Origin of the sequence: Robertmurraya dakarensis, from assembly GCF_900156875.1 — a bacterium.
GTDB classification, from domain to species: domain Bacteria; phylum Bacillota; class Bacilli; order Bacillales; family Cytobacillaceae; genus Robertmurraya; species Robertmurraya dakarensis.
Genome location: NZ_LT707408.1, coordinates 813,838 through 840,173 on the forward strand (window position 1 = coordinate 813,838; position 26,336 = coordinate 840,173).

At 37.7% G+C, this 26,336-nt stretch carries 28 protein-coding genes and 1 pseudogene; 16 read left to right on the forward strand and 13 right to left on the reverse strand.

Annotation, left to right across the window (positions count from 1 at the left end):
* The first annotated feature begins 4 nt into the window (after window positions 1–4).
* The 7 genes and pseudogenes from CZ487_RS05095 to CZ487_RS05125 all read left to right on the forward strand — a co-directional run bounded on the left by CZ487_RS05095 (window position 5) and on the right by CZ487_RS05125 (window position 7,701).
* Window positions 5–850 (forward strand): 3-hydroxyacyl-CoA dehydrogenase, encoded by an 846-nt coding sequence (locus CZ487_RS05095; RefSeq protein ID WP_077211066.1) that lies wholly within the window; start codon window positions 5–7, stop codon window positions 848–850.
* A gap of 18 nt (window positions 851–868) precedes the next feature.
* Window positions 869–1,648 (forward strand): enoyl-CoA hydratase/isomerase family protein, encoded by a 780-nt coding sequence (locus tag CZ487_RS05100; protein ID WP_077211067.1) that lies wholly within the window; start codon window positions 869–871, stop codon window positions 1,646–1,648.
* A gap of 15 nt (window positions 1,649–1,663) precedes the next feature.
* Window positions 1,664–2,824, forward strand: coding sequence for an acyl-CoA dehydrogenase family protein (locus CZ487_RS05105; protein ID WP_077211068.1), 1,161 nt, complete (start codon window positions 1,664–1,666; stop codon window positions 2,822–2,824).
* Between the two features lie 3 nt (window positions 2,825–2,827).
* Window positions 2,828–3,993 (forward strand): annotated as a pseudogene (locus tag CZ487_RS05110) (thiolase family protein).
* 88 nt (window positions 3,994–4,081) lie between these two features.
* Window positions 4,082–5,092, forward strand: coding sequence for a hydroxyacid dehydrogenase (locus CZ487_RS05115; RefSeq protein WP_077211069.1), 1,011 nt, complete (start codon window positions 4,082–4,084; stop codon window positions 5,090–5,092).
* 137 nt (window positions 5,093–5,229) lie between these two features.
* On the forward strand, window positions 5,230–6,315 hold the full coding sequence (locus CZ487_RS05120) for a tartrate dehydrogenase (RefSeq protein ID WP_077211070.1): 1,086 nt from the start codon (window positions 5,230–5,232) through the stop codon (window positions 6,313–6,315).
* A gap of 33 nt (window positions 6,316–6,348) precedes the next feature.
* Entirely contained in the window at window positions 6,349–7,701 is a 1,353-nt protein-coding gene (locus CZ487_RS05125) for a hypothetical protein (protein ID WP_077211071.1), read from the forward strand.
* 221 nt (window positions 7,702–7,922) lie between these two features.
* Here CZ487_RS05125 and CZ487_RS27665 read toward each other — a convergent pair whose 3' ends face one another.
* Window positions 7,923–8,051, reverse strand: a complete 129-nt coding sequence (locus tag CZ487_RS27665; protein WP_272914189.1) for a hypothetical protein — start codon at window positions 8,049–8,051, stop codon at window positions 7,923–7,925.
* Window positions 8,052–8,312: 261 nt separating this feature from the next.
* On the opposite strand from CZ487_RS27665, the gene CZ487_RS05130 reads away from it, so the two are divergent.
* The 3 genes from CZ487_RS05130 (at window position 8,313) to CZ487_RS05140 (ending at window position 11,834) form a co-directional block, all read left to right on the forward strand.
* Complete coding sequence (locus CZ487_RS05130) at window positions 8,313–9,017, forward strand: response regulator transcription factor (protein ID WP_077211072.1); 705 nt, start codon at window positions 8,313–8,315, stop codon at window positions 9,015–9,017.
* The gene (locus CZ487_RS05135) at window positions 8,989–10,422 is read left to right on the forward strand and encodes a sensor histidine kinase (RefSeq protein ID WP_154676013.1); all 1,434 of its coding nucleotides are present in this window, start codon (window positions 8,989–8,991) and stop codon (window positions 10,420–10,422) included. Before CZ487_RS05130 ends, CZ487_RS05135 begins: the two co-directional genes overlap by 29 nt.
* Window positions 10,423–10,598: 176 nt before the next feature.
* Entirely contained in the window at window positions 10,599–11,834 is a 1,236-nt protein-coding gene (locus CZ487_RS05140; protein ID WP_077211073.1) for a S1C family serine protease, read from the forward strand.
* 53 nt (window positions 11,835–11,887) lie between these two features.
* Here CZ487_RS05140 and CZ487_RS05145 read toward each other — a convergent pair whose 3' ends face one another.
* From CZ487_RS05145 to CZ487_RS05160, 4 genes are all read right to left on the reverse strand, one after another.
* Window positions 11,888–12,550: a hypothetical protein gene (locus CZ487_RS05145; protein WP_077211074.1), complete on the reverse strand. Its 663-nt coding sequence runs from the start codon at window positions 12,548–12,550 to the stop codon at window positions 11,888–11,890.
* A gap of 182 nt (window positions 12,551–12,732) precedes the next feature.
* The gene (locus CZ487_RS05150; RefSeq protein WP_077211865.1) at window positions 12,733–14,103 is read right to left on the reverse strand and encodes a hemolysin family protein; all 1,371 of its coding nucleotides are present in this window, start codon (window positions 14,101–14,103) and stop codon (window positions 12,733–12,735) included.
* A 61-nt stretch (window positions 14,104–14,164) separates the two neighbouring features.
* Entirely contained in the window at window positions 14,165–14,590 is a 426-nt protein-coding gene (locus CZ487_RS05155; RefSeq protein WP_077211075.1) for a MerR family transcriptional regulator, read from the reverse strand.
* Window positions 14,591–14,819: 229 nt separating this feature from the next.
* A complete protein-coding gene (locus tag CZ487_RS05160) occupies window positions 14,820–15,362 on the reverse strand; it encodes a GNAT family N-acetyltransferase (RefSeq protein ID WP_077211076.1) in 543 nt (180 codons plus the stop codon).
* A 180-nt stretch (window positions 15,363–15,542) separates the two neighbouring features.
* Here CZ487_RS05160 and CZ487_RS05165 point away from each other — a divergent pair, with 180 nt between their 5' ends.
* From CZ487_RS05165 to fumC, 4 genes are all read left to right on the forward strand, one after another.
* Window positions 15,543–16,001 carry a helix-turn-helix transcriptional regulator gene (locus tag CZ487_RS05165; protein ID WP_077211077.1) on the forward strand — a complete coding sequence of 153 codons (459 nt, stop codon included), beginning with the start codon at window positions 15,543–15,545 and terminating at the stop codon, window positions 15,999–16,001.
* A gap of 25 nt (window positions 16,002–16,026) precedes the next feature.
* Window positions 16,027–16,230: a hypothetical protein gene (locus tag CZ487_RS05170; RefSeq protein ID WP_077211078.1), complete on the forward strand. Its 204-nt coding sequence runs from the start codon at window positions 16,027–16,029 to the stop codon at window positions 16,228–16,230.
* Window positions 16,211–16,525 (forward strand): YbjQ family protein, encoded by a 315-nt coding sequence (locus CZ487_RS05175; RefSeq protein WP_077211079.1) that lies wholly within the window; start codon window positions 16,211–16,213, stop codon window positions 16,523–16,525. Before CZ487_RS05170 ends, CZ487_RS05175 begins: the two co-directional genes overlap by 20 nt.
* Before the next feature lie 384 nt (window positions 16,526–16,909).
* Window positions 16,910–18,289 (forward strand): class II fumarate hydratase, encoded by a 1,380-nt coding sequence (gene fumC / locus CZ487_RS05180; protein WP_077211080.1) that lies wholly within the window; start codon window positions 16,910–16,912, stop codon window positions 18,287–18,289.
* An 82-nt stretch (window positions 18,290–18,371) separates the two neighbouring features.
* Here the strand turns inward: fumC and CZ487_RS05185 are convergent, their stop codons facing one another.
* Complete coding sequence (locus tag CZ487_RS05185) at window positions 18,372–18,587, reverse strand: alpha/beta-type small acid-soluble spore protein (RefSeq protein ID WP_077211866.1); 216 nt, start codon at window positions 18,585–18,587, stop codon at window positions 18,372–18,374.
* 310 nt (window positions 18,588–18,897) lie between these two features.
* Here CZ487_RS05185 and CZ487_RS05190 point away from each other — a divergent pair, with 310 nt between their 5' ends.
* Window positions 18,898–19,140, forward strand: a complete 243-nt coding sequence (locus CZ487_RS05190) for a hypothetical protein (protein WP_077211081.1) — start codon at window positions 18,898–18,900, stop codon at window positions 19,138–19,140.
* 34 nt (window positions 19,141–19,174) lie between these two features.
* Here the strand turns inward: CZ487_RS05190 and CZ487_RS05195 are convergent, their stop codons facing one another.
* Window positions 19,175–20,269 (reverse strand): ABC transporter ATP-binding protein, encoded by a 1,095-nt coding sequence (locus CZ487_RS05195; protein ID WP_077211082.1) that lies wholly within the window; start codon window positions 20,267–20,269, stop codon window positions 19,175–19,177.
* A 168-nt stretch (window positions 20,270–20,437) separates the two neighbouring features.
* Here CZ487_RS05195 and CZ487_RS05200 point away from each other — a divergent pair, with 168 nt between their 5' ends.
* A complete protein-coding gene (locus CZ487_RS05200; protein WP_077211083.1) occupies window positions 20,438–20,698 on the forward strand; it encodes a metal-sensitive transcriptional regulator in 261 nt (86 codons plus the stop codon).
* 74 nt (window positions 20,699–20,772) lie between these two features.
* Here the strand turns inward: CZ487_RS05200 and CZ487_RS27040 are convergent, their stop codons facing one another.
* From CZ487_RS27040 to CZ487_RS05225, 6 genes are all read right to left on the reverse strand, one after another.
* Window positions 20,773–20,946: a hypothetical protein gene (locus CZ487_RS27040; RefSeq protein WP_202617788.1), complete on the reverse strand. Its 174-nt coding sequence runs from the start codon at window positions 20,944–20,946 to the stop codon at window positions 20,773–20,775.
* 69 nt (window positions 20,947–21,015) lie between these two features.
* Window positions 21,016–21,228 (reverse strand): YheE family protein, encoded by a 213-nt coding sequence (locus tag CZ487_RS05205; RefSeq protein ID WP_077211084.1) that lies wholly within the window; start codon window positions 21,226–21,228, stop codon window positions 21,016–21,018.
* 55 nt (window positions 21,229–21,283) lie between these two features.
* On the reverse strand, window positions 21,284–22,474 hold the full coding sequence (locus CZ487_RS05210; protein ID WP_077211085.1) for a YheC/YheD family endospore coat-associated protein: 1,191 nt from the start codon (window positions 22,472–22,474) through the stop codon (window positions 21,284–21,286).
* On the reverse strand, window positions 22,471–23,841 hold the full coding sequence (locus CZ487_RS05215; RefSeq protein WP_077211086.1) for a YheC/YheD family endospore coat-associated protein: 1,371 nt from the start codon (window positions 23,839–23,841) through the stop codon (window positions 22,471–22,473). The genes CZ487_RS05210 and CZ487_RS05215 overlap by 4 nt, the downstream gene beginning before the upstream one ends.
* Before the next feature lies 1 nt (window position 23,842).
* Window positions 23,843–24,907 (reverse strand): YheC/YheD family endospore coat-associated protein, encoded by a 1,065-nt coding sequence (locus CZ487_RS05220; protein WP_077211087.1) that lies wholly within the window; start codon window positions 24,905–24,907, stop codon window positions 23,843–23,845.
* Window positions 24,904–26,292: a YheC/YheD family endospore coat-associated protein gene (locus CZ487_RS05225; protein WP_077211088.1), complete on the reverse strand. Its 1,389-nt coding sequence runs from the start codon at window positions 26,290–26,292 to the stop codon at window positions 24,904–24,906. Before CZ487_RS05225 ends, CZ487_RS05220 begins: the two co-directional genes overlap by 4 nt.
* Window positions 26,293–26,336: the final 44 nt, after the last annotated feature.

The window sequence follows — 26,336 nt, forward strand, 5'->3', positions numbered from 1 at the left end:
AAAAATGCAAACAATTACAGTCGTCGGTTCTGGTGTAATGGGGAAAGGCATTGCTTATACGAGTGCCATTTCGGGATTTAAAGTATTTCTAAATGATATTAGTGAGGAGGTTTTAGGAAGAGCTAAGGAAGAAATCTTCGGACTTTTAGAAGGCAGCCGTCAAAAAGGGTTCATAACGGAAGAGCAATATGCATCTGCAACAGAAAATCTTACTTTTGAGACAGATTTAGAGCAGGCTGCAAAGGATGCTGATTTGGTAATTGAGGCGGTTCTGGAAAAAATAGAGTTAAAGATTGATATCTTTAAAAGGCTGGATAAAATTTGCCGACCTGAGACGATTTTAGCAACAAATACTTCAACAATGAGTCCAACTGAAATTGGTGCACAAACATCTCGTCCTGAAAAAGTAATTGCTATGCATTTCTTTAATCCAGTTCACAAAATGAAGCTGATCGAATTAATAAGAGGCCTCGAAACATCGGATGAGACAGTACAAATCGTAAAAGAGGTTTCTGAAAGATTGAAAAAAGAAACGGTTGAGGTAAATGAATTCCCAGGTTTTGTTACATCTCGGATGAATTGCATGATTGGAAATGAAGCAATGAACATGCTGATGGAGGGTGTAGCCTCTGCTGAGGATATTGATAAGGCTTTGAAGCTAGGTCTTAATCATCCAATGGGTCCGCTTGAATTAGCTGATTTAGTTGGCCTGGATACCCGCCTGCGTAATATGGAATATTTGTATCAAACACTTGGTGAAAAATACCGTCCAAGTCCAATTCTACTTAAATATGTAAAAGCAGGACGATTAGGTAAAAAGAGCGGAAGCGGTTTTTATAACTACTCATAAAAAGCAGGAGGGAAAGACATGCAACAATATGAAAATATCCTTGTTACGAATGAACAAGGGATCATGTGGCTGACACTGAACCGACCTGAAACACGAAATGCTTTGAATAAGGAAACATTACAAGATATTGAAAATGCGTTTCAATGGGCAGAAGGAATAGAGGATATAAAAGTCATTGTTATCCAAGGTGCTGGGGAAAAGTCATTCGCAGCAGGAGCTGATATCAAACAGCTTCGTGAACGCAATATGCTAGAAGCATTTCTTCCTGGCATGCAGGGTGTTTATAAAAAAATTGAACAATCCAGCAAAGTGACGATTGCTGCAGTACAAGGATTTGCTCTAGGCGGCGGATGCGAACTTGCAATGGCATGCGATATCAGAATTGCTACAAAAAAAGCAAAGTTTGGTCTTCCGGAATTAAATCTAGGGATTATCCCAGGAGCTGGCGGAACGCAGCGTCTATCGAGAATTGTTGGTAAAGGCAGAGCTTTAGATATGGTGCTTACGGGAAAAATCATCGATGGAGAAGAAGCGGAGAGAATCGGCTTAACCACCTACTTAGCTGAAGAAGGCAGACTAGAGGAAAAAGCTCAAAATGTTGCACAGGAAGTCATGAAAAAAGGCCCTGTTGCTATTAAACTAGCAAAGCTTGCCATTCATAAAGGATTTGACGTAGACCTTGAAACAGCGATGATGATTGAAAAGCTGTCCCAGGCGATTGCGTTTGGTACTGAAGATAAAAATGAGGGCACACAAGCATTCATTGAAAAACGCAAAGCAGAATTTACTAATCGATAAGAGGAGCGGATTATAATGGATTTTAAATTTTCAGAGGATATTGAATTCCTAAGAAGTAATGTACGCAAATTTGTAAAAGAAGAAGTAGATCCATACGCAATGGAAATTGAAGAAAAAGATGAAATTCCTGAGAAAATCGTAGAAATGTCGAAGGAAATGGGGCTATTTGGCTTAAGTATCCCTGAAGAGTACGGCGGTCTTGGACTTGATATGGTTGGAAAGTGTGCGATTTTCGAGGAAATCGGTAAGACACACAATGGATATACAACTTTAATTGGTGCTCATACAGGAATTGGTTCTGTAGGGATCGTTGAATTAGGAAATGAAGCGCAAAAGCAAAAATACTTGCCAAAAATGGCGACAGGAGAATGGATTGGTGCTTTTGCTTTAACTGAACCAAGCGCTGGATCTAACGCAGCAGCAATCAAAACAACGGCAGTGAAAAAAGGCGACAAATATATCATTAATGGTTCAAAGCATTATATCACCAATGCTGTTGAAGGTAACATCTTCACTGTCATGGCTGTAACGGATAAAGAAAAGGGTGCAAAAGGGATTACGTCCTTTATCGTTGAGAAAGATTTCCCTGGATTTGTCTTAGGTAATGTAGAACAAAAAATGGGCCTAAGAGGTTCACACTCAGCAGAATTATTCTTTGAAAATTTAGAAGTTCCGGAAGAAAATGTTCTTGGTGAAGTAGGAATGGGCTATGTTAACGCATTGAAAATCCTTGCTAACGGCCGTGCTGGACTTGCAGCTAGAAACCTTGGTTCATGTGAAAAGCTTATGGAATATTGTCTGCAATATGTTCAAGAACGTGAACAGTTCGGCAAACCAATTTTCGAGATTCAATCTGTTCAAAATATGTTAGCTGAAATGAGCATGCATATCGAAACATTAAGATCACTGACGTATCGTGTTGCTTGGATGGCTGACCAGGGTCAGAGAGTCGTCAAGGAAGCAGCTATTGCGAAACTATACGGTTCTGAAGTCTATAACAAAGTGGCAGACTTAGCTGTACAAATTCATGGTGGTATGGGTTACATGAGAGATTATCCAATCGAAAGATACTACCGTGATGCACGTATCACAAAAATCTATGAAGGAACATCTGAAATTCAGCGTAACATTATTGCGGGTGAACTAAAACGCGAAACATCATATGTGGGGGTATAATCTTTGAATCAAGCATACATCGTTGAAACGGTCAGAACAGCAATTGGTAGAATGGGTGGATCCATTAAGGATGTAACAGTGGATCTTTTAGCAGAAAAAGTTATTCGTGAAGTATTAAATCGTTCAAATCCTGAGGTTGAAGTTGATGAAGTGGTGCTTGGACAAGCTAAACAAAGTGCGGACACATCGAATCTTGGACGCTTAGCTGCACTAAGAGCTGGGTTGCCAATTTCAACAACGGGCTTTACGGTTCATCGACAATGTGGATCTGGCTTACAGGCGATTAACACAGCAGATATGCAGATTAAACTTGGCTATCAAGATGTTGTGATTGCTGGTGGTGCAGAAAGCATGAGCACAGCTCCATATTATATTCGAAATGCCCGTTATGGTTTTGGAGCGGGCAATGGACTGCTGCTTGATCCGAATACAGAGAGCCAGCCTTGTTCTCAGCCGATCGAGCAATATGGCAACTTAACAATGGGATTGACAGCCGAGAATTTGGCAGAGAAATATAATATTTCACGTTCCGAACAAGATGAATTTGCAATGCGCAGCCAGGAATTGGCGCAAGCAGCAATCGAATCTGGGCGTTTTGAGAAAGAAATCGTACCTGTTGATGTGAAAAAGAAAAAAGAAACCATTCCTTTCAAGGTGGATGAACATCCAAGAGCTACGACTCTTGAAAAGCTTGGCAAGCTGAAAGCGGTATTTAAAGATGGCGGTACAGTAACAGCGGGGAATGCCAGTGATTAATGATGACAGAAGAGAAAATGAATCATTATGGGGTGAAGCCAAAGGCAAAGATTATTGCCCAGGCTGTAAGTGGTGTTTCACCTGAAATTATGGGAATTGGTCCTGTAACTTCTACTTTTAAAGCGTTAAAGCAATGCGGGCTTTCCATGGATGATATTGGTCTCATTGAGTTAAATGAAGCATTTGCTGCGCAGTCAATCGCAGTTATTCGTGAAGCCGGTATGAACATCGACCGCATCAATGTTAACGGAGGTGCAATTGCATTAGGACATCCAATTGGAGCAACTGGTGCAATCCTTATGACGAAGCTTCTGCATGAAATGGAACTTAGAGGTGAAAAGTACGGCTTAGTAACACTCTGTATCGGTGGAGGCCAAGGTATTTCAACAATCATTGAAAACCTGCAGGTATAATTTGATAGCAGCTCTCTGGACCAAGGTGCATTTCGCTTGGTCCAGAGGGCATTTACGTTTTTTCTAGAATAGGGGGCAGGGTAACAAAGTGAATAGACTTCAAATTATTCAAATTCTCCCCATGTATCACCCTGATGGGGAAGTTTTGTTAAACAGTTTAGCAGATGTAAAAAAGTTTACTGAATTTAATGAAGAAGAGATTATTGAGTACTTGAAAAATCACCGAGTAGATGGGATTATATTACGGGCACCAGCAAAAATTACCCCTGCTATACTTGATCATTGCAAAGATATTAAGGCCATCTCAGGAGCTGGCGTAGGCCTTGATAATATCGCTGTTGATTATGCTACGAAAAAAGGGATTCCTATTCTTCATGCTCCTAAAATTAATACGGGAGCCACAGCTGAGCATGCTGTTAGTTTATTATTAGCAGTGATGAAGAATATTTCACAATTCAATCAAGAAACGAAAATGGGGAATTTTGCATTTCGTGATGGCAGGTCCACACTTGAATTGTCTGGAAAAACAATAGGATTGATTGGGTTCGGTACGATTGCCCAAAAAACAGCAAAAATATTAGTCCATGGTTTTGAAATGAAAGCGCTGGCCTATGTAAGAAATATAACAGAAGAAAGAATCACTTTGGCAGAAGATATTGGAGTTGAATTGACTACTTCAATGGAAAAAGTGTTTCAAGAAAGTGACGCAGTGAGTTTGCATATTCCTTTAACGGAAGCTACTAGTAAGCTAGTAGATGAGAGACTGCTTTCTATGATGAAACCATCAGCTGTTCTCATCAACACAGCCCGCGGTGGAGTTATTAATGAAAATGATTTAGCTGCAGCTTTGAAAGAAAAACGGATTTTGGGTGCGGGAATCGATGTGTTTACGGAAGAACCACCACAGGAGGATCATCCATTCTTTAACCTTGATAATGTAACGCTTACTCCTCATATGGGAGGAATAAGTCTTGAAGCAACAAGAGAAACATCAACTATTATTGCAAAAAATTTAGTTCGCGTTATCAATGGAGAAACCCTCCCAGTTATAGCGAATCATAAGGCACTGCAAAGCAGGAAAATTCAAGAATTAATCTAAAGAATGCTCCTTTAATAAAGTTTTTTTAGTAAAATTTAAAGAATATTGTGGAGATTTTAAAGATTATATGCAAGAATAGTATGAATAAATGTACAGTTGTGCGGATGGATTGATTTTGATAGAGGGGAAGGATAAAAATGAATCACTGGAAAATCGCATTAATTCCTGGCGATGGGATTGGACCTGAAGTAGTTTCACAAGGTGTAAACGTCTTGAAAGCTATTGAGGAGCTGGACCCAAGCCTGTCATTCTCATTTAAAGAGTTTCCGTGGAGTTGCGAATATTATGTGAATAATGGAATAATGATGGATGACGATGGATTGGAACAACTACAGGAATTTGATGCTATATACTTAGGAGCAGTTGGTTATCCAGGAGTACCAGACCATATTTCTTTATGGGATCTGCTTCTTAAAATTCGTAAAGGCTTCGATCAATACGTGAATATTAGGCCTATTAAACTTTTGCATCCAGATCTAACTCCTTTAAAGGAAAAAGGAGAAAAGGAGATTGACTTTTTAGTAATTCGTGAGAATAGTGAAGGCGAATATGCGGGTGCTGGTGATTGGCTGTTTAAAGGGAAAGCAGAGGAAGTTGTGTTACAGACAGGTGTTTTCTCAAGAAAAGGCACAGAACGTATTATCCGCTATGCTTTTGAGGAAGCACGTAAGCAAAAGAAGACCTTAACTAGTATTAGTAAAGCAAATGCACTTAATTATTCAATGGTGTTTTGGGATGAGGTATTTGAAGAAGTTAGCAGGGAATATCCTGATGTTCAAACATATTCTTATTTAGTCGATGCGGCAAGTCTCTTTTTTGTTCTTCAGCCGGAAAGATTTGAAATTGTCGTGACTTCCAATCTATTTGGTGATATTTTAACAGATTTAGGAGCGGCAATAACAGGGGGCTTAGGCTTAGCGGCTGGAGCAAATGTTAATCCTGAAAGAACATACCCTTCCATGTTTGAGCCTATACATGGATCGGCACCGGATATTTCAGGCAAAGGACTCGCGAATCCGCTTGCAGCGATCTGGTCTGTAAGCCAGATGATGGACTTCTTCGGTGAGGAAGAATGGGGAAAGAGAATACTAACGACGATGCAGGAGCTCCTGAACGATAAAGAATTATTAACTCCTGATTTAGGAGGAGCATCCTCAACTGAACAAACAGGAGAAGCATTTATCGAGCTATTAAGAAAGGCGAGCTTAGAAAAACAACGATAGCATTCATAAAAACAATGGATGAGAAGTGAAAAAATGGTACGTTTTACGCTGATATTAAGTTTATCTTTTATATATATCCTTCAAGCATTTGTTAAGAGTGATACATTAGAGGTTATTTTTACAATAGTGGCAGTAACATTGTTTCTTACGATGCTGCCCCTATTAGACTTAAAAGGAAGACTCTTTACCTTAACCCTATTTCTGCTGGGAATGATCATTCACTTTGCAGTAGGTGATACAGGGATTGGTTTGTTTGAGGGAATCACACAAAATATGGCGCTGCTTGCTATTATCATTTTAGCTCCATTGTTGTCGATCCCTTTAAAAAGGGAAGGAATTATAGAAACGGTTGTTTCGTATTTAAATGAAATGAAGAGTAATCCGCAGAAAATCTACCTTGGTTTAACATCCTTTATGTTAGCTCTCTCTCCTGTATTAAATATGGGGGCACTGCGGATTGTTCATGGATTTGTCGAGAATATAAAGATACCATCTAGATTTCTATCAAGGTCGTATTTTGTTGGATTTACGCACGCTAACATTTGGTCTCCTTTTTTTGCCTCAGTCGGAATCGTTTTGTACTATATGGAGATGACCTACCTGTCCTATGTACTGGTTGGAGTCATATTTGCTATTTTGCAAATTGCAGTGGGGGTTTTCTTATTTCGTCCCAGAAACCTAGAAGTATTCAATGAGGTAGCTGTAAGTGCGGAAGTTTACGATAAAACGGGGAGAAAAAAGGACTTAACTAAATTGCTTATTTTCGTGTTTGGACTCGTGTTTTTATTAATAGTATTGGAGCAAATATTTAGAATTTCAATGCTGCTGCTCGTAACGATTATTTGTGTAATGATTCCAATGCTTTGGTTTTTTCTAAGATGGAAGACAAGTATTGTGAAAGAGGAAATGCATCTTTATAAAGACAAATTGCTCACACAGTCAAAAACGGAAATTTGTATGTTTTTAAGTGCTGGATTGTTTGGAAATGCGATCTCCCATACGCCTGTTAAGGATTTTATAGAACAGATTATGCAATGGTCGGCCACACAATCTGTTGGGATTTTATTTCTATTTATCCTTTTATTCGTTACCGTAATGGCTTTTATGGGAGTACACCAAATTATTGTCACCCCGCTAATCTTAATTTCTCTTAACTTTGCGGAAATTGAAATTTCACAAGTAACGATTGCTTTCATGTGTATGTTTTCCTGGATGTTAGCGGCGGCAATATCCCCTTTAAATGCATTAAATATCATTGTAAGTCAGTGTGTTAAAAAAGATGGACTGACAGTAGCATTTCGTTGGAATGGAAAGTATTTTTTAGTAGTCACAACGATTGCTTTCATTTATGTATTTATCTTGGATTGGACAAAACACCTTTTTTAACAAACTAAAATTAGCTGAATGAAGTTCAGACTGTTTGAACATCACTCAGCTTTTTTATTTATTTTAATTGAGAAGAATATGTTAATGAAAGAAAGAGGAAAAGATAGCAAATAAACACTGACAAATTTACTTGCGCAGCAGCATCGTTCTTGAGGAAGTAAAGAAAGAAGGCATAATGTCCCAACACCTGAAGAAGCACTAGTTCTTTATATGGTTAATTGTTATAGGTCTCTTGTGTTATCTAACAATTGATCAATCTCAATATTAAATAATAAAAATTCTGCTTGATCTTCCTCTATATCCACCGTATTTTCCAATAGTTCATCAATATCTGTTCTTACGATATTCATAACAATCATACCTCCAATAATTCCCAATTGGTAATTTTATATATACCCATAATTTCTTATGTTTAATCCAATTATTTGACGTGTTCAGTATAGGATTCGTTTCTTATAATTTCAGAATGGGGGTAGATATTAAAAAAAAATATAAAAAATATTTTCTATCCTATTAATAATTGAAAATCGCTGCAATAAAAGTTGATAAATATTTAATTTAGATTTAAGTTAAGTTTAAATGGATATTTAGGTTTTGAGGGGTTGAAATTTATGAATGTTCTAGTAATAGAAGATAATGAGAGTGTCTGTTCCATGATCGAGATGTTCTTTTCAAAAGAAGGAATCATTGGAGAGTATGTAAATGATGGTATACAAGGTTATAACCGGTATAAAGAGGGAAGCTGGGATCTCTTAATTATTGATTGGATGCTTCCAGGCATGGATGGAGTGACCATTTGCAGAAAAATAAGGCAAGAAAATGATTCCATTCCAATCATTATGCTAACGGCAAAGGATAGCGAATCTGATCAAGTGCTCGGCCTTGAAATGGGAGCAGATGATTATGTAACAAAACCATTCAGCCCGCTGGCATTAATGGCAAGAATAAAGGCAGTTACACGAAGAGCCAATAATAATGCGGGTAATAGCACGGAAAAAGGTCTGCTAAAAACGCAGCATTTTAAGATAAGTAAAGAGGCAAGGGAAGTGTATTTAAATGGGGAACAGATCACGAATTTGACTCCAAAAGAGTTTGATTTGCTCTATTATTTTGCACAACATCCTAAGCAGGTCTTTACAAGAGATCAATTGCTTGAAAGAGTTTGGGGCTATCAGTTTTACGGTGATGAACGAACAGTGGATGTTCATATCAAAAGGTTAAGGAAAAAAGTCGGGACAGATACACAGCCTTTCTTTCATACTGTTTGGGGAGTAGGGTATAAGTTTGATGAAACGATCCAAACAAGTGAAGGTTAAATATTTTCATCAACAGCTATTAAGCCATATGAGTGTGCTTGTCGTCGCTTTTTTAATCCTTGGTCTCGTGTTTGCACATTATGTGGAAAGATTAGTCTACCAAAACAAAGTAGAGGAGCTTGTTGCATACGGAGAAAATATCATTTCCGAATTGACCGCAGGGAATTCATTGTCATTAAGAGTACTTGATCAATATAGTGCAGTCCTTGGCGGCAGGAAGATTAATTTCAGTATTTTTGATGAAAAAGGAAATATCCTTTATCCAGCTGGAAGATTTGTCCCCGATTTGCGCCTTGCTGATGAGGTTCTAGAACAAATTTCAAAAGGGGAAGCGCTTGTAGTAAAAAATAAGACGCAGCATTCTGATCAAAATGTAACACTTGTAGCTTTACCCCATATCGTAAGGGGGCAACTTGCAGGCGGAATTTTCCTAACGGCCCCGATTAGCGGATCAAGAGAAATGATCAGTCAGTTTAACCAATATTTATATCTTACAGTCCTGCTGGCATTTATCGTTGCTATCATCCCCAGCTGGATATTATCAAGAGTTCATGTAAACAGAATCAAACGGCTGCAAGAAGCAACCTCAATGATCGCCTCGGGGGATTATTCAGTCCATTTGCCACCGTCTGATTTTGATGAAATTGGCGAACTTGCTCAAGACTTTAATCATATGGTCAAAAGATTGAATACCTCAATGGAGGAAATTGAAAATTTAGAAAATAGAAGAAGAAATTTCATGTCAGATGTTTCACATGAATTGCGTACCCCTTTGACAACTATAAGCGGTGTGATTGAAGGGTTACGCAATAATATGATCGCTGAAGAAGAGAAGGAAAAAGGGATCAATTTAGTCAGTCAGGAAACAAAAAGATTAATTAGACTTGTCAATGAAAACCTGGACTATGACAAAATTAGATCGAATCAAGTCAAACTCAATATAGTGGATATACAGCTGATTGAAGTATTTGAAATTATTCAAGAAACACTTTCATTGCAAGCTGAAGAAAAAAATAATGTAATAAAACTAGATATAGAAGAAAATGTTTGGATACAAGCAGATTATGATCGGCTTATACAAATTCTTATTAACATAACAAAGAACAGCATTCAGTTTACAAATGACGGAGAAATATGGTTGAGAGGCAAATTTGAGAACGGGAAAACCATCATTGAGATAGAGGATACAGGTATTGGGATTGATTCGAAGGAAGTGGAGAAGATTTGGCACAGATTCTATAAAGCGGAAGTATCTAGGAAGAGTAGTCCATTTGGTGAGTTTGGATTAGGTTTATCGATTGTCAAACAGCTTGTTCATCTACACCATGGAAATATTGGGGTCTTCAGTGAAAAGAATAAGGGAACAAAATTTGTCATTACCCTTCCGTATAAAAAGAATAAATAACCTGAGATGAACCGCAGATCATATTGCGGTTCTTTTGGTATAATTGTCCATAATATTTCCTTAATCCTTCCAAGTGCCGTCACGGTTTGTTAATTAATTGTTCATATTTCCTGGATACGATATATGTAAGTGATAAAGACAGGACTACATAATCTAGTCTTTAGGAGGAAATATCAATGAATGATTATCAATATCCTAATGAGCCTAAAAAAATCAATGAATCCGGAAATATACATCGAAAAAAGACTTTTTTTAAAGGGATGTTGTCAACCGTTACAGCAGGGGTAGTCGGTTCGGTGTTAACTTTAACGGTTGTTACACAAACTGATCTCCTCCAGCAAACGAATCAATCAGACTCGGTGGCTGGAACTGAAATAGTGGAAAAAACCACTAGCTCCTCTAATATTCTGGCAACACCAACATCAACCTCAGCTGGAAAATCATCAATAGCTGATATAGTTGAACAAGCTTCTCCTGCTATCGTTGGGATCGTTAATTTTAAGCAACAAAGCAATCGTTTTGCGCAAACATTAGAAAACGTTGAGAGTGGTTCAGGAACAGGTGTTATTTTTAAGAAAACAAAAGATGCAGCTTATATTGTTACAAACAATCATGTGATTGAAGGTGCCTCTGAGATTGAAATTTCCTTGCATAATGGTAAGAAAATCCCAGCTCAATTAATTGGTGCAGATGCATTAACAGACCTAGCTGTTCTAAAAATAGAGCCAAAGTATGCTGATAATGTATTAACGTTTGGAGATTCATCGATGTTAAGAGCTGGGGAGGAAGTACTTGCGATCGGAAATCCATTAGGCCTTGAGTTTTCTCGTACTGTTACACAAGGAATTGTTAGTGCAGTGGACCGAACGATATCTGTTTCAACATCTGCAGGCGAATGGGACCTAAATGTTATTCAAACAGACGCAGCAATTAATCCAGGAAATAGCGGCGGTGCTTTAATGAACACCCAAGGTGAAGTGATTGGTATTAATAGTTTAAAAATATCAGAAAGTGGTGTGGAAGGATTGGGATTTGCGATTCCAAGTAATGATGTTCTTCCGATTGTAAATGAAATTATTGAAAATGGACAAGTAGAACGACCGTATTTAGGTGTGAGTCTAGCCGACCTTCAGGAAATTCCATTAAGATATCTTCAAAGTTTACCAGAAAAAGTGAATGAAGGAGCGATGGTAACTTTTATCGATCCTGATTCGGCGGCTCGGAAAGCGGGGTTAAATGTTCAGGATGTTATTGTAGCGATTGATGGCAAAGAGATCTCATCCACAACGGAGCTAAGAAAGTATTTATACTCTGATCTTGAGGCAGGAGATCATGTATCTCTAAAAGTTTATCGAGGGAATGAGTTAAAAACGGTAGAGGTCACTTTAGAGAGTACTTCAAGCGATTTATAAACAGAATTAACCAAGCCGGCTCATAAAAGGCTTGGTTAATTTTAATTTATCCACTATTCTTTGGCTTCTTCCGAGGAGCCATCCTTGACCTTTTCTTCAACACCCTTCTTAAACTCCTTCAGTTCGTTATGTAGGTCTTCATGTTTAATATTTAATGTACTGATGATGTTGTGGAAGGATTGGCCCTCTTTTTTCATAGAAATGATTTCATCTAAGTCCTTGTTACTTAGTTTTGCCATTGCTGCAGCGCCAATTAAGAAGCGCAAAGACATTTTATCATCTAAGTAAGCTTGAATATCTTCGGGTTTCTTATTTGAATAGGCTGCCAAATAATCGATCACAGCACCTTCATGATTCTCTAAAAACTGATTCCATTCCACCATGGAGTTTATTTTCTTCAGTTCCTCCAAATCAACTCCAAGTTCTTTAGCGGTGTTTTCCCAAGTTTTTTTCTCTTTGTAAATGGTCAATACATCATCAACACTTTTATCTGCTTTTTTTGCTAGAATTGCTCCCGTGAAGATTTCTTCTTTTGTGAATCCTTTTTCTGTCAGTTCCTTCACTTTATCTTCTTCAATTAGCCTATGGTGATGTTTGTCTGGCTTCTCCACTTTTTGTTCATTTTCAGATTTCTCAGGTGAAGCATCCGCAAATGTGCCTGGATGAACCGAAAATCCAATTACGATAGCGGCAAAAATAAATAGTAGTTTTTTCAATATATTTCTCTCCTTTGTTAATCAAGTACGAGAAATAGGTTATCCAAAAGTTTCATAATTATTGATTTTTTAATCTTTTTTTTATAGAAGAGTAAATGAGGTTTTCGATAAATCAATAAAGGGTATGGATAGAGGAGGTTATTATTACATAAAAAACTCCCCCGAGTGTGGGGGAGTTATTATTAAGACATCACTGAGGTGTCCGTTAAAGTGACTTGCTGAACAAGCTCCTTCTCTTCTTGCATTTCCTGTTCTTCTTCCATTTTCGTTACTTCAACGTATTTAATATGATGATCTTCCATTTCTAGTATCGTGAATGCATATGAACCGAAAATAAGGGTGTCGCCTTCTTTTGATTCAAATTTTTCTGTTAAGATCCAGCCGCCGATCGTATCTACATCTTCATCATTAATATCAAGACCAAGGAGGTCATTTACCTCGCTTACTAATACTTTTGAATCAAAGATATAGTGATTTTCACTAATTTTACGGACTTCTGAAATTTCATCATTATCAAATTCATCACGTATTTCGCCGACTATTTCTTCGATAATATCCTCGACGGTAACTAATCCGGATGTGCCGCCGTATTCATCCATCAAAATGGACATATGAATACGTTCTTTTTGCATCTTTATCAGCAAATCACCGATTGGCACTGTGTCAATTACGCGAATGATCGGCCTAATATAGGATTTAATTGACTGAAATGCAAGTTCGGGTTTTTTCAATAAATCGGTCATAACTTCTTTTATATTAACCATACCGATAATATGGTCTTTATCACCGTCAATAACTGGATACCTAGTAAACTTTTCATTGTATACAATTTCCATGAAAGCTTGAATGGACTCATCCTTTGACAATGAAACAATTTCAGTTCGAGGCACCATTATTTCCTTTGCAATTCGATCATCGAATTCAAAGATTTTATTTACATACTTAAACTCAGATTGGTTGATTTCGCCACTTCTATAGCTTTCTGACAATATTAATCGAAGTTCCTCTTCAGAATGTGCTTCTTCTTCACTTTCTTTTGCAGGTTTTAAGCCAAACCACCCTACAATTATTCGAGCAGATCCATTTAATGTCCAAATAAATGGATAAAATAGGCGATAAAACCAAATCAGTGGACGAGACACTAATAGAGTTATCTGTTCTGCTTTTCTGATTGCAACCGTTTTTGGTGCTAGCTCTCCTACAACAACATGCAGAAAAGTAATAAGCACAAAAGCGATTACAATAGCAAGCAAGTGAGACATTGCATCGGGAACATTAAATCGGGAGAAAAGCGGGTCCAACATATGCGCGATTGTTGGTTCACCTAACCAGCCGATTCCTAATGCAGTAACGGTAATTCCTAGCTGACAAGCGGAAAGATACTCATCAAGATGAGTTGTTACCTTTTTAGCTGCAATAGCGCTCCTGTTGCCTTCTTCAATCAATTGTTCTATTCTTGAGCTTCTTATCCTAATGATTGCAAATTCTGAAGCGACAAAAAATGCCGTAAAAGCAATCAAAATGGCTAATAGAACCAAGTTAAATATGTCCAAATAAGTTTCCTTAGCTCGCAAGAAAACGAGTAAGGAGTCACCTCCCAATAATTAAAAAAATTTAGTGATACCTAGTTAATCTTGAAAGGGATTTTTTTAACAATTCACTTTCAGAATTAAGCAATTCTGTTTGTTCTTCATTAAGGCTTTCAATTAATGGCAGCAGAACGTCCAAGTCACTCGTTAGCTGCTTCATTTGCTGTGTTACTAAGTGAATGTGTTTTTCTAATTCCCCTTGTTGGATTTCTTTGAGCTTCTTTATTTCTAGTTTTCTCTTAATCTCTTCTAAAGAGTAGTGTAAGCTCTTACACTCCTCAATAAATTTTAAATCTTCAACAGCGTGTTGAGAATATATTCTGTAATTTGATTTTGAACGGTTTGCTTTTAAAAGTCCGAGACTTGTATAATAATCAATCGTTCTTTTTGACACGTTCGCAATATGAGCTAACTCGCCAATACGATAGACTGCCCCATCATACCACCTCAACTTTTATCAAAATGGCTCTGTTAACGTGGTTTCCTGCGGTTCATAACTCATTAGAATTATAGTCTACAGAGCTTTATTTTCTTATTATAAATTCTCCAAACCATACAGTCAAACGTAGCGGTTTCGGAATGAATTTGTTACCTCTATTTTATTATAAAAATAGGTTTATATGAATAATTTTCATAAAATTTCATATAAATATCAAAAAATTCCGACTGATGCCCAGCTATTAATCTTTCCATTCATTTTTCAACATGCCGTACACGATCAAGTTGTGAAAATCTCCATTTAGTTTCTCTCCATCTCGAATGATGCCCTCTCTTATAAATCCGAAGCGCTCGGGGATCGCGCGGCTCTTTTCATTCTTTTCTCCACAGCGAATTTCAATTCGATGTAGTCCTAATTGATTAAAAGCAAAATGAATGAGAGCCCGGACAGCACGGCTTATGATTCCTTTTCCTTGAGCGTTTTCTGCTAGAAAATAACCGATCGATGCTTGCAGGTTAAACCAATCGATGTTGTGCAGTCCGATGCTGCCAACTAAAACCCCTTTATAGCGAATGCCTGTGTGAATATTGCTCTTTTCTAAAAATTGCTGGTGCCACATTGGAATAATGGAGTGGTATTGGTAAGGACTAGTAATGCTGTCTACCCAAGGCAGCCATTCCCGTAAATAATACCGATTACGTTCTACAAGCTCAAATAACTCTTTGGCATCGTATAAGTGGAATAATTGCAATTGAATTTCTTTATCTACATTGATTGCAAACATCTTTCTTACCTCCGTAGAAAGCAGCTTTTTACTATCCTATGTTTTTATAAAGGTATTTGATTTTATGGCCTGCCTATATAAGATGTCGTTGTTTTTCTTGAAAATCGATGTTCTTTCCATTTATAATGGAAATATATGGTGTAAAATTACACGATAAGGCTAAAAGGGAATGAAAATGTATTGACTCGAGATGAAATTATTTTAAAGACCTCAGAAAAATTACGTCTTATTAGAACTGAAGCTGGGTACACACAGGATAAAATGGCAGAGATATTAGGGATATCCAAAAAGACACTTGTTCAAATTGAAAAGGGCAGGGTGTATGCAAATTGGCCGACTGTTGTTACGATTTGTGCACTTTTTCGCGACACTGAGACCGTTCAATTTTTATTTGGAAATGAACCGCTTGAGGTATTGGAAACAATTGTAAGAGATGGCATTGATTATCGTAAAGAAAAAACACTTGGAGGAAAGGTTTGGTGGCGTGAACTAAACCGTAAAAATGGTTTTATCCTTCAGCAAAACATTCTTAGCCAGCATTTTCGAATATTGGATGATGAATATTTTCGGATTTTCAGCAGTATGGATGAAAGTGCTGCCAAAGAAAGATTTGAGGAACTAATAACCGAAGAAATGTAACTAAATTAAAAGGAATGGCGAAAAGATGGGAAAATTAAAACAGATGCTGCTTATGATGATCGTCATTGGTCAGCTTCTTGGTATTGTTATGCTTTTTATTAACATAAAAATTGCTATTTTCGTCTTTATTGTTTACGGTCTTGCCATGCTCGGAATTTTCATTGTATTAATAGTTGAACGGTTGAAGGAAAAAGAGGAGGATGACGAAAATGATTATCGTAACTACTGATTTTGTACCTGGTAAAGAAGTAAAAGAGTTAAAAGGATTTGTGAGAGGAAGTACAATCCAGTCAAAGCATATAGGCAAGGACATAATGGCGGGTTTAAAGACCATTGTTGGCGGAGAGATCAAGGAGTACACCGAAATGATGGAAGAGGCCAGGCAAAAAGCAATTGGACGAATGGTCGAAGATGCTAAGGCAAAAGGTGCAAACGCAATTATTGCTGTACGTCTTGAAACCTCAGCAGTCATGCAAAATGCATCTGAAATCATTGCATATGGTACAGCAGTAATCGTTGAATAATCTTAAAAGCCTCTTAAAAGTGTTCATAAAAATTTCAATTAATAGTCACAAAATATTCGAAAACAAACAGAAGGCTCGACTTTAGTTATGTTACTTTAGAAGTAATAAAACTTCTAAAGGGGGCAAGGCTCAAATGGGAGAACTTAGTGTGACATTAATTATAGCAAGTATCATGGTACTTGGATATTATATTGGATATACAATCGTTAAAGCTGATTAACTGCCTGCAATATGCAAGCAGTTTTTTTTTTGCATGAATAACCTTAAATAAGGGAATAGATTATAAAGGTGTTAATAATAGAGGACTAACGAATCTTGTTAAATGTTTAATTTATTTATTACCTTCCTAGCTGGTGATTACTACAAAAAGAAGGAGGTATTCTCATGGATCGATTTAGAATTGAAAAAGATACACTTGGCGAGGTTAAAGTTCCAGCTGATAAATATTGGGGGGCACAAACACAGCGGAGTAGAAATAACTTTAAAATAGGCTCAGAAAAAATGCCATTAGATGTTATTTATGCTTTTTCTCATATAAAAAAAGCAGCTGCAATTGTGAACCATGGGCTTGGAAAACTTTCTGACAGCAAGATGAAAGTGATTACTGCCGTTTGTGATGAAATTCTTCAAGGGAACTATGACGATCAGTTCCCGTTAGTGGTCTGGCAAACAGGAAGCGGTACACAAACGAATATGAATGTAAATGAAGTCATAGCTAATCGGGCTAATCAGAAACTTAAAAATGAAAAGGTGGATGAGACTGTTCATCCAAATGATGATGTCAATATGTCTCAAAGCTCTAATGATACCTTTCCTACGGCCATGCATATTGCTGGTTATCAACGGATAACGGAAAAACTTTTGCCTGTATTGTCTGAGATGAAAAAGACTCTGCAAGAAAAAGAGAAGGCCTTTATGGGTACAGTCAAAATAGGGAGAACCCATCTTCAAGATGCAACCCCTATTACTGTAGGCCAGGAAATCAGCGGCTGGCGGATGATGATTGAGAAGAATGAAAGAATGATTCATGAATCAATGCAGCACTTGCTTGATTTAGCAATAGGAGGAACAGCGGTCGGTACTGGTATTAATGCGCATAAAGAATTTGGAGCAAAAGTGGTAAATGAATTAAAAAAGCAGACAGGATATCCTTTCCGCTCGGCTGAAAATAAATTTCACGCATTGACTAGCCATGACGAAATAGTCCATGTACATGGGGCATTAAAAGCTTTAGGTGCAGACTTGATGAAGATTGCGAATGATATTAGATGGCTGGCAAGTGGCCCGAGAAGTGGAATTGGTGAACTGAATATTCCTGCTAATGAACCTGGAAGTTCTATTATGCCAGGAAAAGTTAACCCAACCCAAAGTGAAGCGCTGACGATGGTCGTTTGCCATGTCTTCGGTAATGATACAGCAATCGGGTTCGCTGCCAGTCAAGGGAATTTTCAGCTAAATGTTTTTAAACCGATGATCATTTATAATTTAATCCAAAGTATCGAGCTGCTCACTGATGGAATGAAGTCTTTTAATGATAACTGCCTAAAGGGTCTTGAGATAAATCAACAGGTTATTGAAAAGCATGTAGAGGAATCCTTAATGCTAGTCACGGCACTCAATCCGTTCATAGGGTATGAAAAAGCAGCAGAGATAGCGAAGCTTGCCTATCGTGAGAATACAACTTTAAAGGAAGCAGCGTTAAAAACAGGATATGTGACGGAGGAGCAATTTGAACAATGGGTAGATCCAAGTAAGATGGTATAGGGGAACACAAGGAAAAGCCCCCTTCGTTTTGAAGGGGGCTTGAAGCCATATCATATTAAATTGTTCTAACTAAGAACCTTAATTATTGTCCACCGAATTGTCCGCTCATTTGTTGTTGAGCAAGAGAAACTAAACGCTTAGTGATTTCTCCACCTACAGATCCATTTGCACGAGAAGTAGTGTCTGCACCTAGATTTACTCCAAACTCACTAGCAATTTCGAATTTCATTTGATCTAAAGCCTGCTGAGCTCCTGGTACTAAAAGTTGGTTAGAATTTGAAGAATTGTTGTTTGCCATTGATGTACACTCTCCTTCATAATTTTTGTTTTTGGTTGGGTTAGCTGGAGTTGCACCAGCAGGCAAGTAATTTGCCACCTAAACTAGGTTTAACCCATCGTTGTAAAAGTTAAAGCTTTAATGCTGCTTGTTGAGTTGCTTTTGTTTGAGTTGCTGTGCTGTTTACTTGTTATTATGGAGAGATAATCAGTTTTTATTCAAAAATAAACAATGGAAATTATTCCCATGTGATTATTACTTTGTATCACATACACAAGGTTAAAAATATGCAAACTAGGAGTAAAACAGAAAGAATGAGGTTGAAGTTCATATGGGAATGTGTCCACTCTGTAACGGCTTTGAAATCCTGCAATTGGCTTGCCCAAACTGCGGAAATGGTTTAGAGGATAGTGGCAGATTAATGGACTACTACGATGACTATAGTCCATATATGCCAATAGACCAAATGAAGTTGGAAGATGGTTATCCTACAGATGAAAGACTTGGGCAGTGCCCTCATTTATGTAAATGTCAAAATTGCGGTTATGATGAAATCAAATTTGTAAATGAATGAAAAAAGAGGGCTTATTCTCTATAGCCCTCCTCCCCTATGTAATTCTTCGTAAAGATTCCTTATCGAAGAAATGTCCTTTGTCCATGTCGAAAATTAAATTGATCTTGGTTTCTGTTGTTATTTCCGTATGGGTATTTAACCTGGCAACGAAATTTTGGCCGTTCAAAATGCCATAGAGAAGTGATTCTGCTCCCGTTATTTCAACCATTTCAATTTTAGTAGACAATGCTGTATATGGGGATTGTATTCCACTTTCTTCTTGATAAATATGTTCTGGCCGAATCCCGAAGATGATTGGTTTATTGTTGTAGCTTTGTTTTCGCAGGGCAGCCCATTTTGCATCTGGTATTAAAAAGGAATGGTTTCCAATCATTAAATGTTTTCCATCAATCTCTCCATGAAAAAAGTTCATAGCGGGGGATCCGATGAAATCAGCAACAAATACATTTTCAGGTTTTTCATATACCGCTGTTGGAGGACCAACTTGTTGGATTTCTCCATCCTTTAAAACAACGATTCTAGATGCCATGGTCATAGCTTCAGTTTGATCGTGGGTAACATAAATCGTCGTAGTTTGCATCTGTCTATGAAGCTTCGTAATCTCAGCACGCATTTGAACGCGAAGCTTTGCATCCAGGTTTGAAAGGGGCTCATCCATCAAAAATACTTTTGGTTCGCGTATGAGTGCTCTTCCTAATGCCACACGCTGACGTTGTCCGCCAGACAGCGCTTTTGGTTTGCGATGCAGAAGCTCTTCTAAACCTAAAGTGCGGGCTGTACGCTGCACACGTTCATCAATTTCTTTTTTAGGGTACTTCCGTAATTTTAAGTTGAACGCCATATTATCATAAACAGTCATATGGGGATAAAGGGCATAATGCTGAAAAACCATAGCGATATCGCGATCCTTTGGAGGTGTTTCGTTTACTCGTTTGCCATCTATAAAAAAATCCCCATTTGAGATATCTTCAAGCCCCGCAATCATCCGTAGTATTGTGGATTTTCCACAGCCTGATGGGCCGACAAAGACGATGAATTCCTTATCATGTATATGTAGATTGAAATCTTTTACAGCGACGGTCTTTTGATCATAAATCTTATAAATATGTTCTAATTTCAATTCAGCCATTGATTGCCTCCGTAATTAAAACGCCTGCAGACAGCCCGTTTTTACTTGTTACAGCTTCTATGTTAGTTGATAATTACTTTGTTTTCTTTTATTATAACAATTATCGACAGATACACTAACGTAAATAAAAAGAACGAGATATTTTTTCAAAAAAGGGAGGGAAGGATTGTGGAATATACACAGGAGTTAAAAAACCGTCTTAAGCGTCTTGAAGGACAAGTGCGTGGAGTAATTCGTATGATGGAGGAAGGGCAACACTGTAAAGACGTTGTCACACAATTATCAGCAGTACGTTCTGCAACAGATCGAGCTATCGGATATATAGTAGCAAAAAACCTAGAGACGTGCATTCGAGAAGCTGATGAAGAAGGTAAAAATGCAGAAGACGCTATTCAAGAAGCTGTTAATATGATTGTAAAAAGCAGATAAAATAAATCCTTGTAAAGAGCGTAGTAAAAAGACACCATCAATATTTAGATGGTGTCTTTATTCATGGTCCATTATTAATCAGCTTCATATGGCGGTGCCTCTTCTTTTGGAAGCGGGGGAGCTTCTTCGATATTACTTGTTCCTTCTCGATTGTGCACAGACCCTCCAGAAAGTCCTTCGTTAATCATTCGATCGATATCGACATACCTTTCCTCACGGCCTTCATATTGTACGTCTTCCTTTTTCATTTTGAATTCCTCCTCCTCTTCAAGGTTTTATGTTATTTTTCCTTTAAAAGAGGAATCCATTCAAAAAGCTTATTGATCGTAGACGTGAAAAAGCATTAATTCATGAATCTGTTTAATTAACAGTTCCTCGTCTTCTTGCAAAGGCGGTTCTGAAGTCCACTCAATTTTCCCATCTGGATGATAGATGCCGCTCAATTTTTTCTTTTTAAAGTAAAAAGAAATACGCCAGCCAGGCATTTGTTTGTTGCTGTATAGCGAATTGTACTGAAAATGTGTGATCATCGTCTATTCCCTCCTATGTTCATTTTAACTCTGAAAACGTTAAAATGACATCCATTTATGAGGGATTCTTAAACCCAGCAAGGTTAAAAAATAAGGTGCAAAGATTTTGGATACGGCTGGCTTCTATTTCTTCTTCATCAAAACTCATGGGTTTTGCATTGACTTCGTAGATCACATACTTTCCGGTTTCTGTCATTCCAGCATCGATAGAAAATTCTCCGAAAAATCCTTTTTTATTTGATAGTAATTCCCCGCATCTATTTACAATCACTTGAAAAAAATGATCATGTTGTTGATTTTGTACTCTTGAATAAGGAACTAGTCTGCCGCCGTTTGGCAGGTGCGTAGTAATATTTTGTTTGTCAGCTTGCCTGATTCCTACTCCAGTGACCAAATATTCCCCGTTCTGAAAGTGAGATAGTACTCTAAAATCGAATCGTTCGCCGTTAAGAAGTGCCGGTGATACGGCGCATTGTGCGATATAGTGTTTTTTCCTTAATATAGCAAAGCGCTCCTTCAAAAATTCATTGAGATCACGATAAGAATATTGATGGCTTAATCCAACTAAACTCAGGGAACCATCCTGTTCAACTGTTAAACGATAAATACCTTTCCCTTTTGATAAGGTGTTGGGTTTTAAGTAGACGTTTCGATGTTTACTGATAAATAATCTAAATAAAGCTTCATCATTTATCAGAATTGTCTCTGGAAAGTATTTTCCTATATCCTCATCATTTTTAAACAGTTTATATAAATCAAATTTCTTCAGGAAAGAAGGGTTAAAAAAAGGAATTCCTTTTTCTCGAAAAATGTTGACTGCGAGTTGGAATTCCGATGTTTGTTCTGCTTGCCGAAAAGGGATTCGATTGTAAACAACGTGAGGGAAGGGGACTGTGATTTTAATCCAAGCATCTTTATCGGGTAAATAACAGAACCCTTCAATTGATTTTGTACCTAATCCCTCGGGTGTAAACACAAAGGATAATCCTCCTTTTTGGATGACTTCCTTTTGAATATTTTTAAATAGCAGACCATTTCCAGCTAAACTTTTGTTGTTTTTTCGACTAGTCATAATCCCAATAAGTGGTCCGAGCAGGTTACCATCATGACAGGAAATCTGAAAAGAAATAGAACCCTCGTTCAGGTTTTTCTTAAAGGGGATAGCAAGCCCGGTCTTTCCAAATACATAATTTTCATTCGATAACTGCTGATACCACTCTTTTCTAAAAGGGTCATAGAAGATCATTTGAAAATTTCCTCAGGTCTAGATATCGATTGTTCTGTGAGGAAAATAGAAAAAGCCAGAGAGAGTTTCCGAGTTAACATATCATATTCTTTTAATTGCGGGTGTTTGAAAATAGATCTGCCAGGTTTCGAGTTTGCTTCAAATAGCCATACATTTCCTTCACGATCAATGCCCAAATCGAAACCAATTTCTCCAATAATCCCGTTCATTTGGTTTTCTAAGCAAGAGCTTAGATCAAGGCAGGCTGTTTTTAGTTTAGCGATGATTTCTTCTTGCTGTGCTGCAGACTCGAAAATTTCTGGGATGGTTTTGATCTCACCACCATTTTTGACATGTGTTGTGACACTGCCGAGTCCTGCAATCTTTGCAGCAATCGCAGTGACTTTCCAATTTCCGAGAGCATCTTTATTGGTATGAACCCTGAAATCAACTGGACGCTTATCAACCCGGAGTGAATGAATTCCCTGCTGTACGAGCATACCTGTCAACCGTTTATTTTTAAAAAGATTAGAAAACAAAGACTCTAATGTTTGATACTTGCGAAGTTTGTTGTCCCCTTGTTTATCTTGATAACGGCAATAATAATGTCCTTCTACAGCGTTATAAATAATTTGATGAATTCCGTTCCCGAGGCTGCCGTTTTTTGGCTTGAGGTATACGTGACCATAATCTGCGAGCATTCTTTCAATTAATGAAAAAGAAGTAAACGGATGGGTTTCAGGTAAATACTTTTCACACTTCTGGTCTTGCTGCAGCTTTTCGAAGATCTCTAATTTATTAAAAAAACCCGGATTATACCATGGAATTAAATAGTCATTCTGCAGGCGGTCTTTAACCTGCGCCAATCTTACTCTTTTTTCACTGCGGCGATTCGGCAGGCGGTCATAAATAACATTCGGAAAAGGAACCTCGATCGTTTCCCATCCTTTTTCTTGATAAAAAAGTCCATTAATCGTTCCATCTTCCCAATTGATATGATTTTCACCAAATATAAAGGCATGGGCGCCGATGGTCTTTTTTACAGATAGGAGCTTTGAAAAAAATAATGTGCGTTCACCTAATGGCCTCACCTTAAAAGGGGTAAACCCTGAGGTGAAAATGCCAATTAGCGGTCCGAGATATAGTGTTTTTTCATTTATAAATAGGTGAAGAGGGCCCGCAAGTTTTGGAATTTTAAGTTGTTTTGCCAATTCCTTAGTGAGAATAATCCTGTTTCTTCCCTCTGGGTGAGGCAAACATTTTGCTGTGACAGAGAAAGTACCGTAAGCAATTTGCATGTCAGTCTGCTTTACACCTTTTAGCTCGGCAGGGTAGTAAAAAGTCAATCCTTCTTCATCTAACCATTGTATTGGGTATTGTTTATTCATGTTAGATTGAGCTCCTTTCTGTGAGTGATTTAGCATATTGGAGAGGTGCTTCGTATAAGTCATCCGTCTTCTCCGGCTGGTCAATTAAAAGGACTTTACGACCGGGTTTGGAGTTGATATCCAGTATCCAAAGAGAACCATCGCGCGCTAGCCCAATATCAACACCGAGTTCGAATAAAGGAGGAAAGTGGGTTTCTAGGATAAGAGGGAGAGCATGTAAAATTTCATCGATTTCATTGCGGACGTAATTAGCAGATTTACCTTGAGCTTCCAGCCATATATCGTAATTTAATACAGATGCACCACCACTAAGGTTTGAAATAATCCGGTTTTCGCTGCCAACTCTTACTCCTTTACCAATGATTTTCCATTGCCCCCGTGCATTTTTTTGCAGCAATGAGCGGATATCAAATGGCTGATGAAGGTGATTAGTAAGGTGCAAGTATGGTTGTATAAGAAATTCTCTTTTCCCTAAGATCCTCGTTAACCAAGCTTGAAGTCTAGTTTCCTCCTTGAATGTATAAGATATTTGTTTATCCTTCTTATCCGTGCGTACGGTAACTGACTTCTGCTTAAATTCTAATAAGTAGATACCATTCCCCTGAGATCCATGAATTGGTTTAAGGATAATTTTTTTTGTTTTTTGAAGTTCCTTCAGAATGGCGGAAGGAGAATCTGCCATTTTAGTAGGCGGTAAATAAGGCGCTAATTTGGTTTTTGATAATATTCGATGTAACTCAAGCTTGTTGGGAAGTCCAAAGCCCAAGAATTGAATGTTGTCTTTAGATTTAAGCCAGTTTACAATAGCCATGCATCGTGTGGAGTGAAAGTCGCTATTGTAAAAACAGCGATCATACAGGATATTAGGTATTGGAAATTGTTCTTTTCTCCACACATGATTTTCTGCATCAAAAGCTTCCCCTTCAACCATCTCCGTTTCCGGTGTTATATTCGAAGGAATAAAACGATAGCAGCGGAAGCCAAATTTCTTTGCTCGTAATGCTATCTCAGTAAAATACGTTTCTTCATTCCTTAAATGAAGTGTTAAAAAACCAATACAATTCATTTGGAATCACCCTTATTTCTTTTATGATTGAAGGACAGTGAGCTGCTGTACTCAAAAATGGCCTTAGCAGAAGGACGTATGTTGGAAGCCTGCTTCTCAGCATCTTTAGAGGGCTTTGAATTCACTTCGATTATCCACAATTCCCCGTCTTCATCTATTCCTATATCGATTCCTAATTCTCCTATAAGTCCTGAAGAAGATTGACTCACAATATACGCGGTCTCAAGCGCAAGTTCCTTCATTAGTGCAATTTGTTGAAAAGCTAGTTTTCTTCCAAAAAGGTCTGCTAAAGGAATGCTGGGCTTCATCATTTCTCCGCCGCGGGCTAAATTTGAAACAAATTGTTTTTCTCCCGAGACTCTGGCGACAGTGGAAGTGATACTCCAGTTATTTTGATGGTTTCTATGACAAAGAATACGAAAGTCTAGCGGTCTATTTTTATACGAGGCTAATGGGATTGATTGCTGAATAAGATAGGAAGTTTTTTTTATCTGTTTTTGAAACCATTCAGAAAATTGAGCATCTGTTGAAAATTCTAGTATATCGTCTAGATGATGTGACGTAGATTGGGCTGTCAATCCATTCTGATTCTTTTTCACAGAAATGATGTTTCTTCCTTTACTGCCGTTAACCGGTTTAATGAACACCGATTGGTACTTTTCAAGATAAGCAGTAAGCTTTTCGGCAGAGAATAACGAGGTTTTTGGCAAATACGGATGTAAATGTTCTTCTGCTTGTAAGATTTCATACACATCCCATTTGGACAAAAAGCCGTCATTAAAAAAAGGGATTTGCAGTTGATTAATTCTTGCTAAGATTTTTTGAACAGTGGAGCTGCTCTCCACTCTGCGGGAGTGAACTCGGTTATAGATGATGTCTGGCGGTACACACATCCCTTTTTGCCAATCCCCATCTAAATAGTAATAACCTTGTATCTCAGACTCTGAAAAATTACCAATATGAAAAATATAGAAAAATCCCCCTATTGTTTCTGAGAGATGATGCAATTCTTCGCAAAATGAATGAACAGATCGGAAGTTAGGATTTCCTTTTTTGTCATCAATTTCTGTGACCATGGCTATTATTGGTCCAATTTGCAGCGTCTTCTGCTGAAGGTCATATTGACAAAGGAAACGCATTCGTTTGATAGGCAAAGGGAATTTTGAAAGGATTGACTCACTAACATGTATTTCATTTTTTTGAACTTTTGTTGAGAGAACTACTTCAAAACTCATCGTTTTAACTCCGATGCGAAGACGTAAGAGCTCTTTGTGATTAATCCCCCAGTAGTTGATAAAGGAAGGATTTAAATAGATAAGATTGTCATGATTTTGAAACGTTTTGACAGGTACAATCGTAATAGGGATATAAGAACTAACAGTCATAAAGATTCCTCATTTGCTCGTACTCTTTGCTCCATTTATAATGA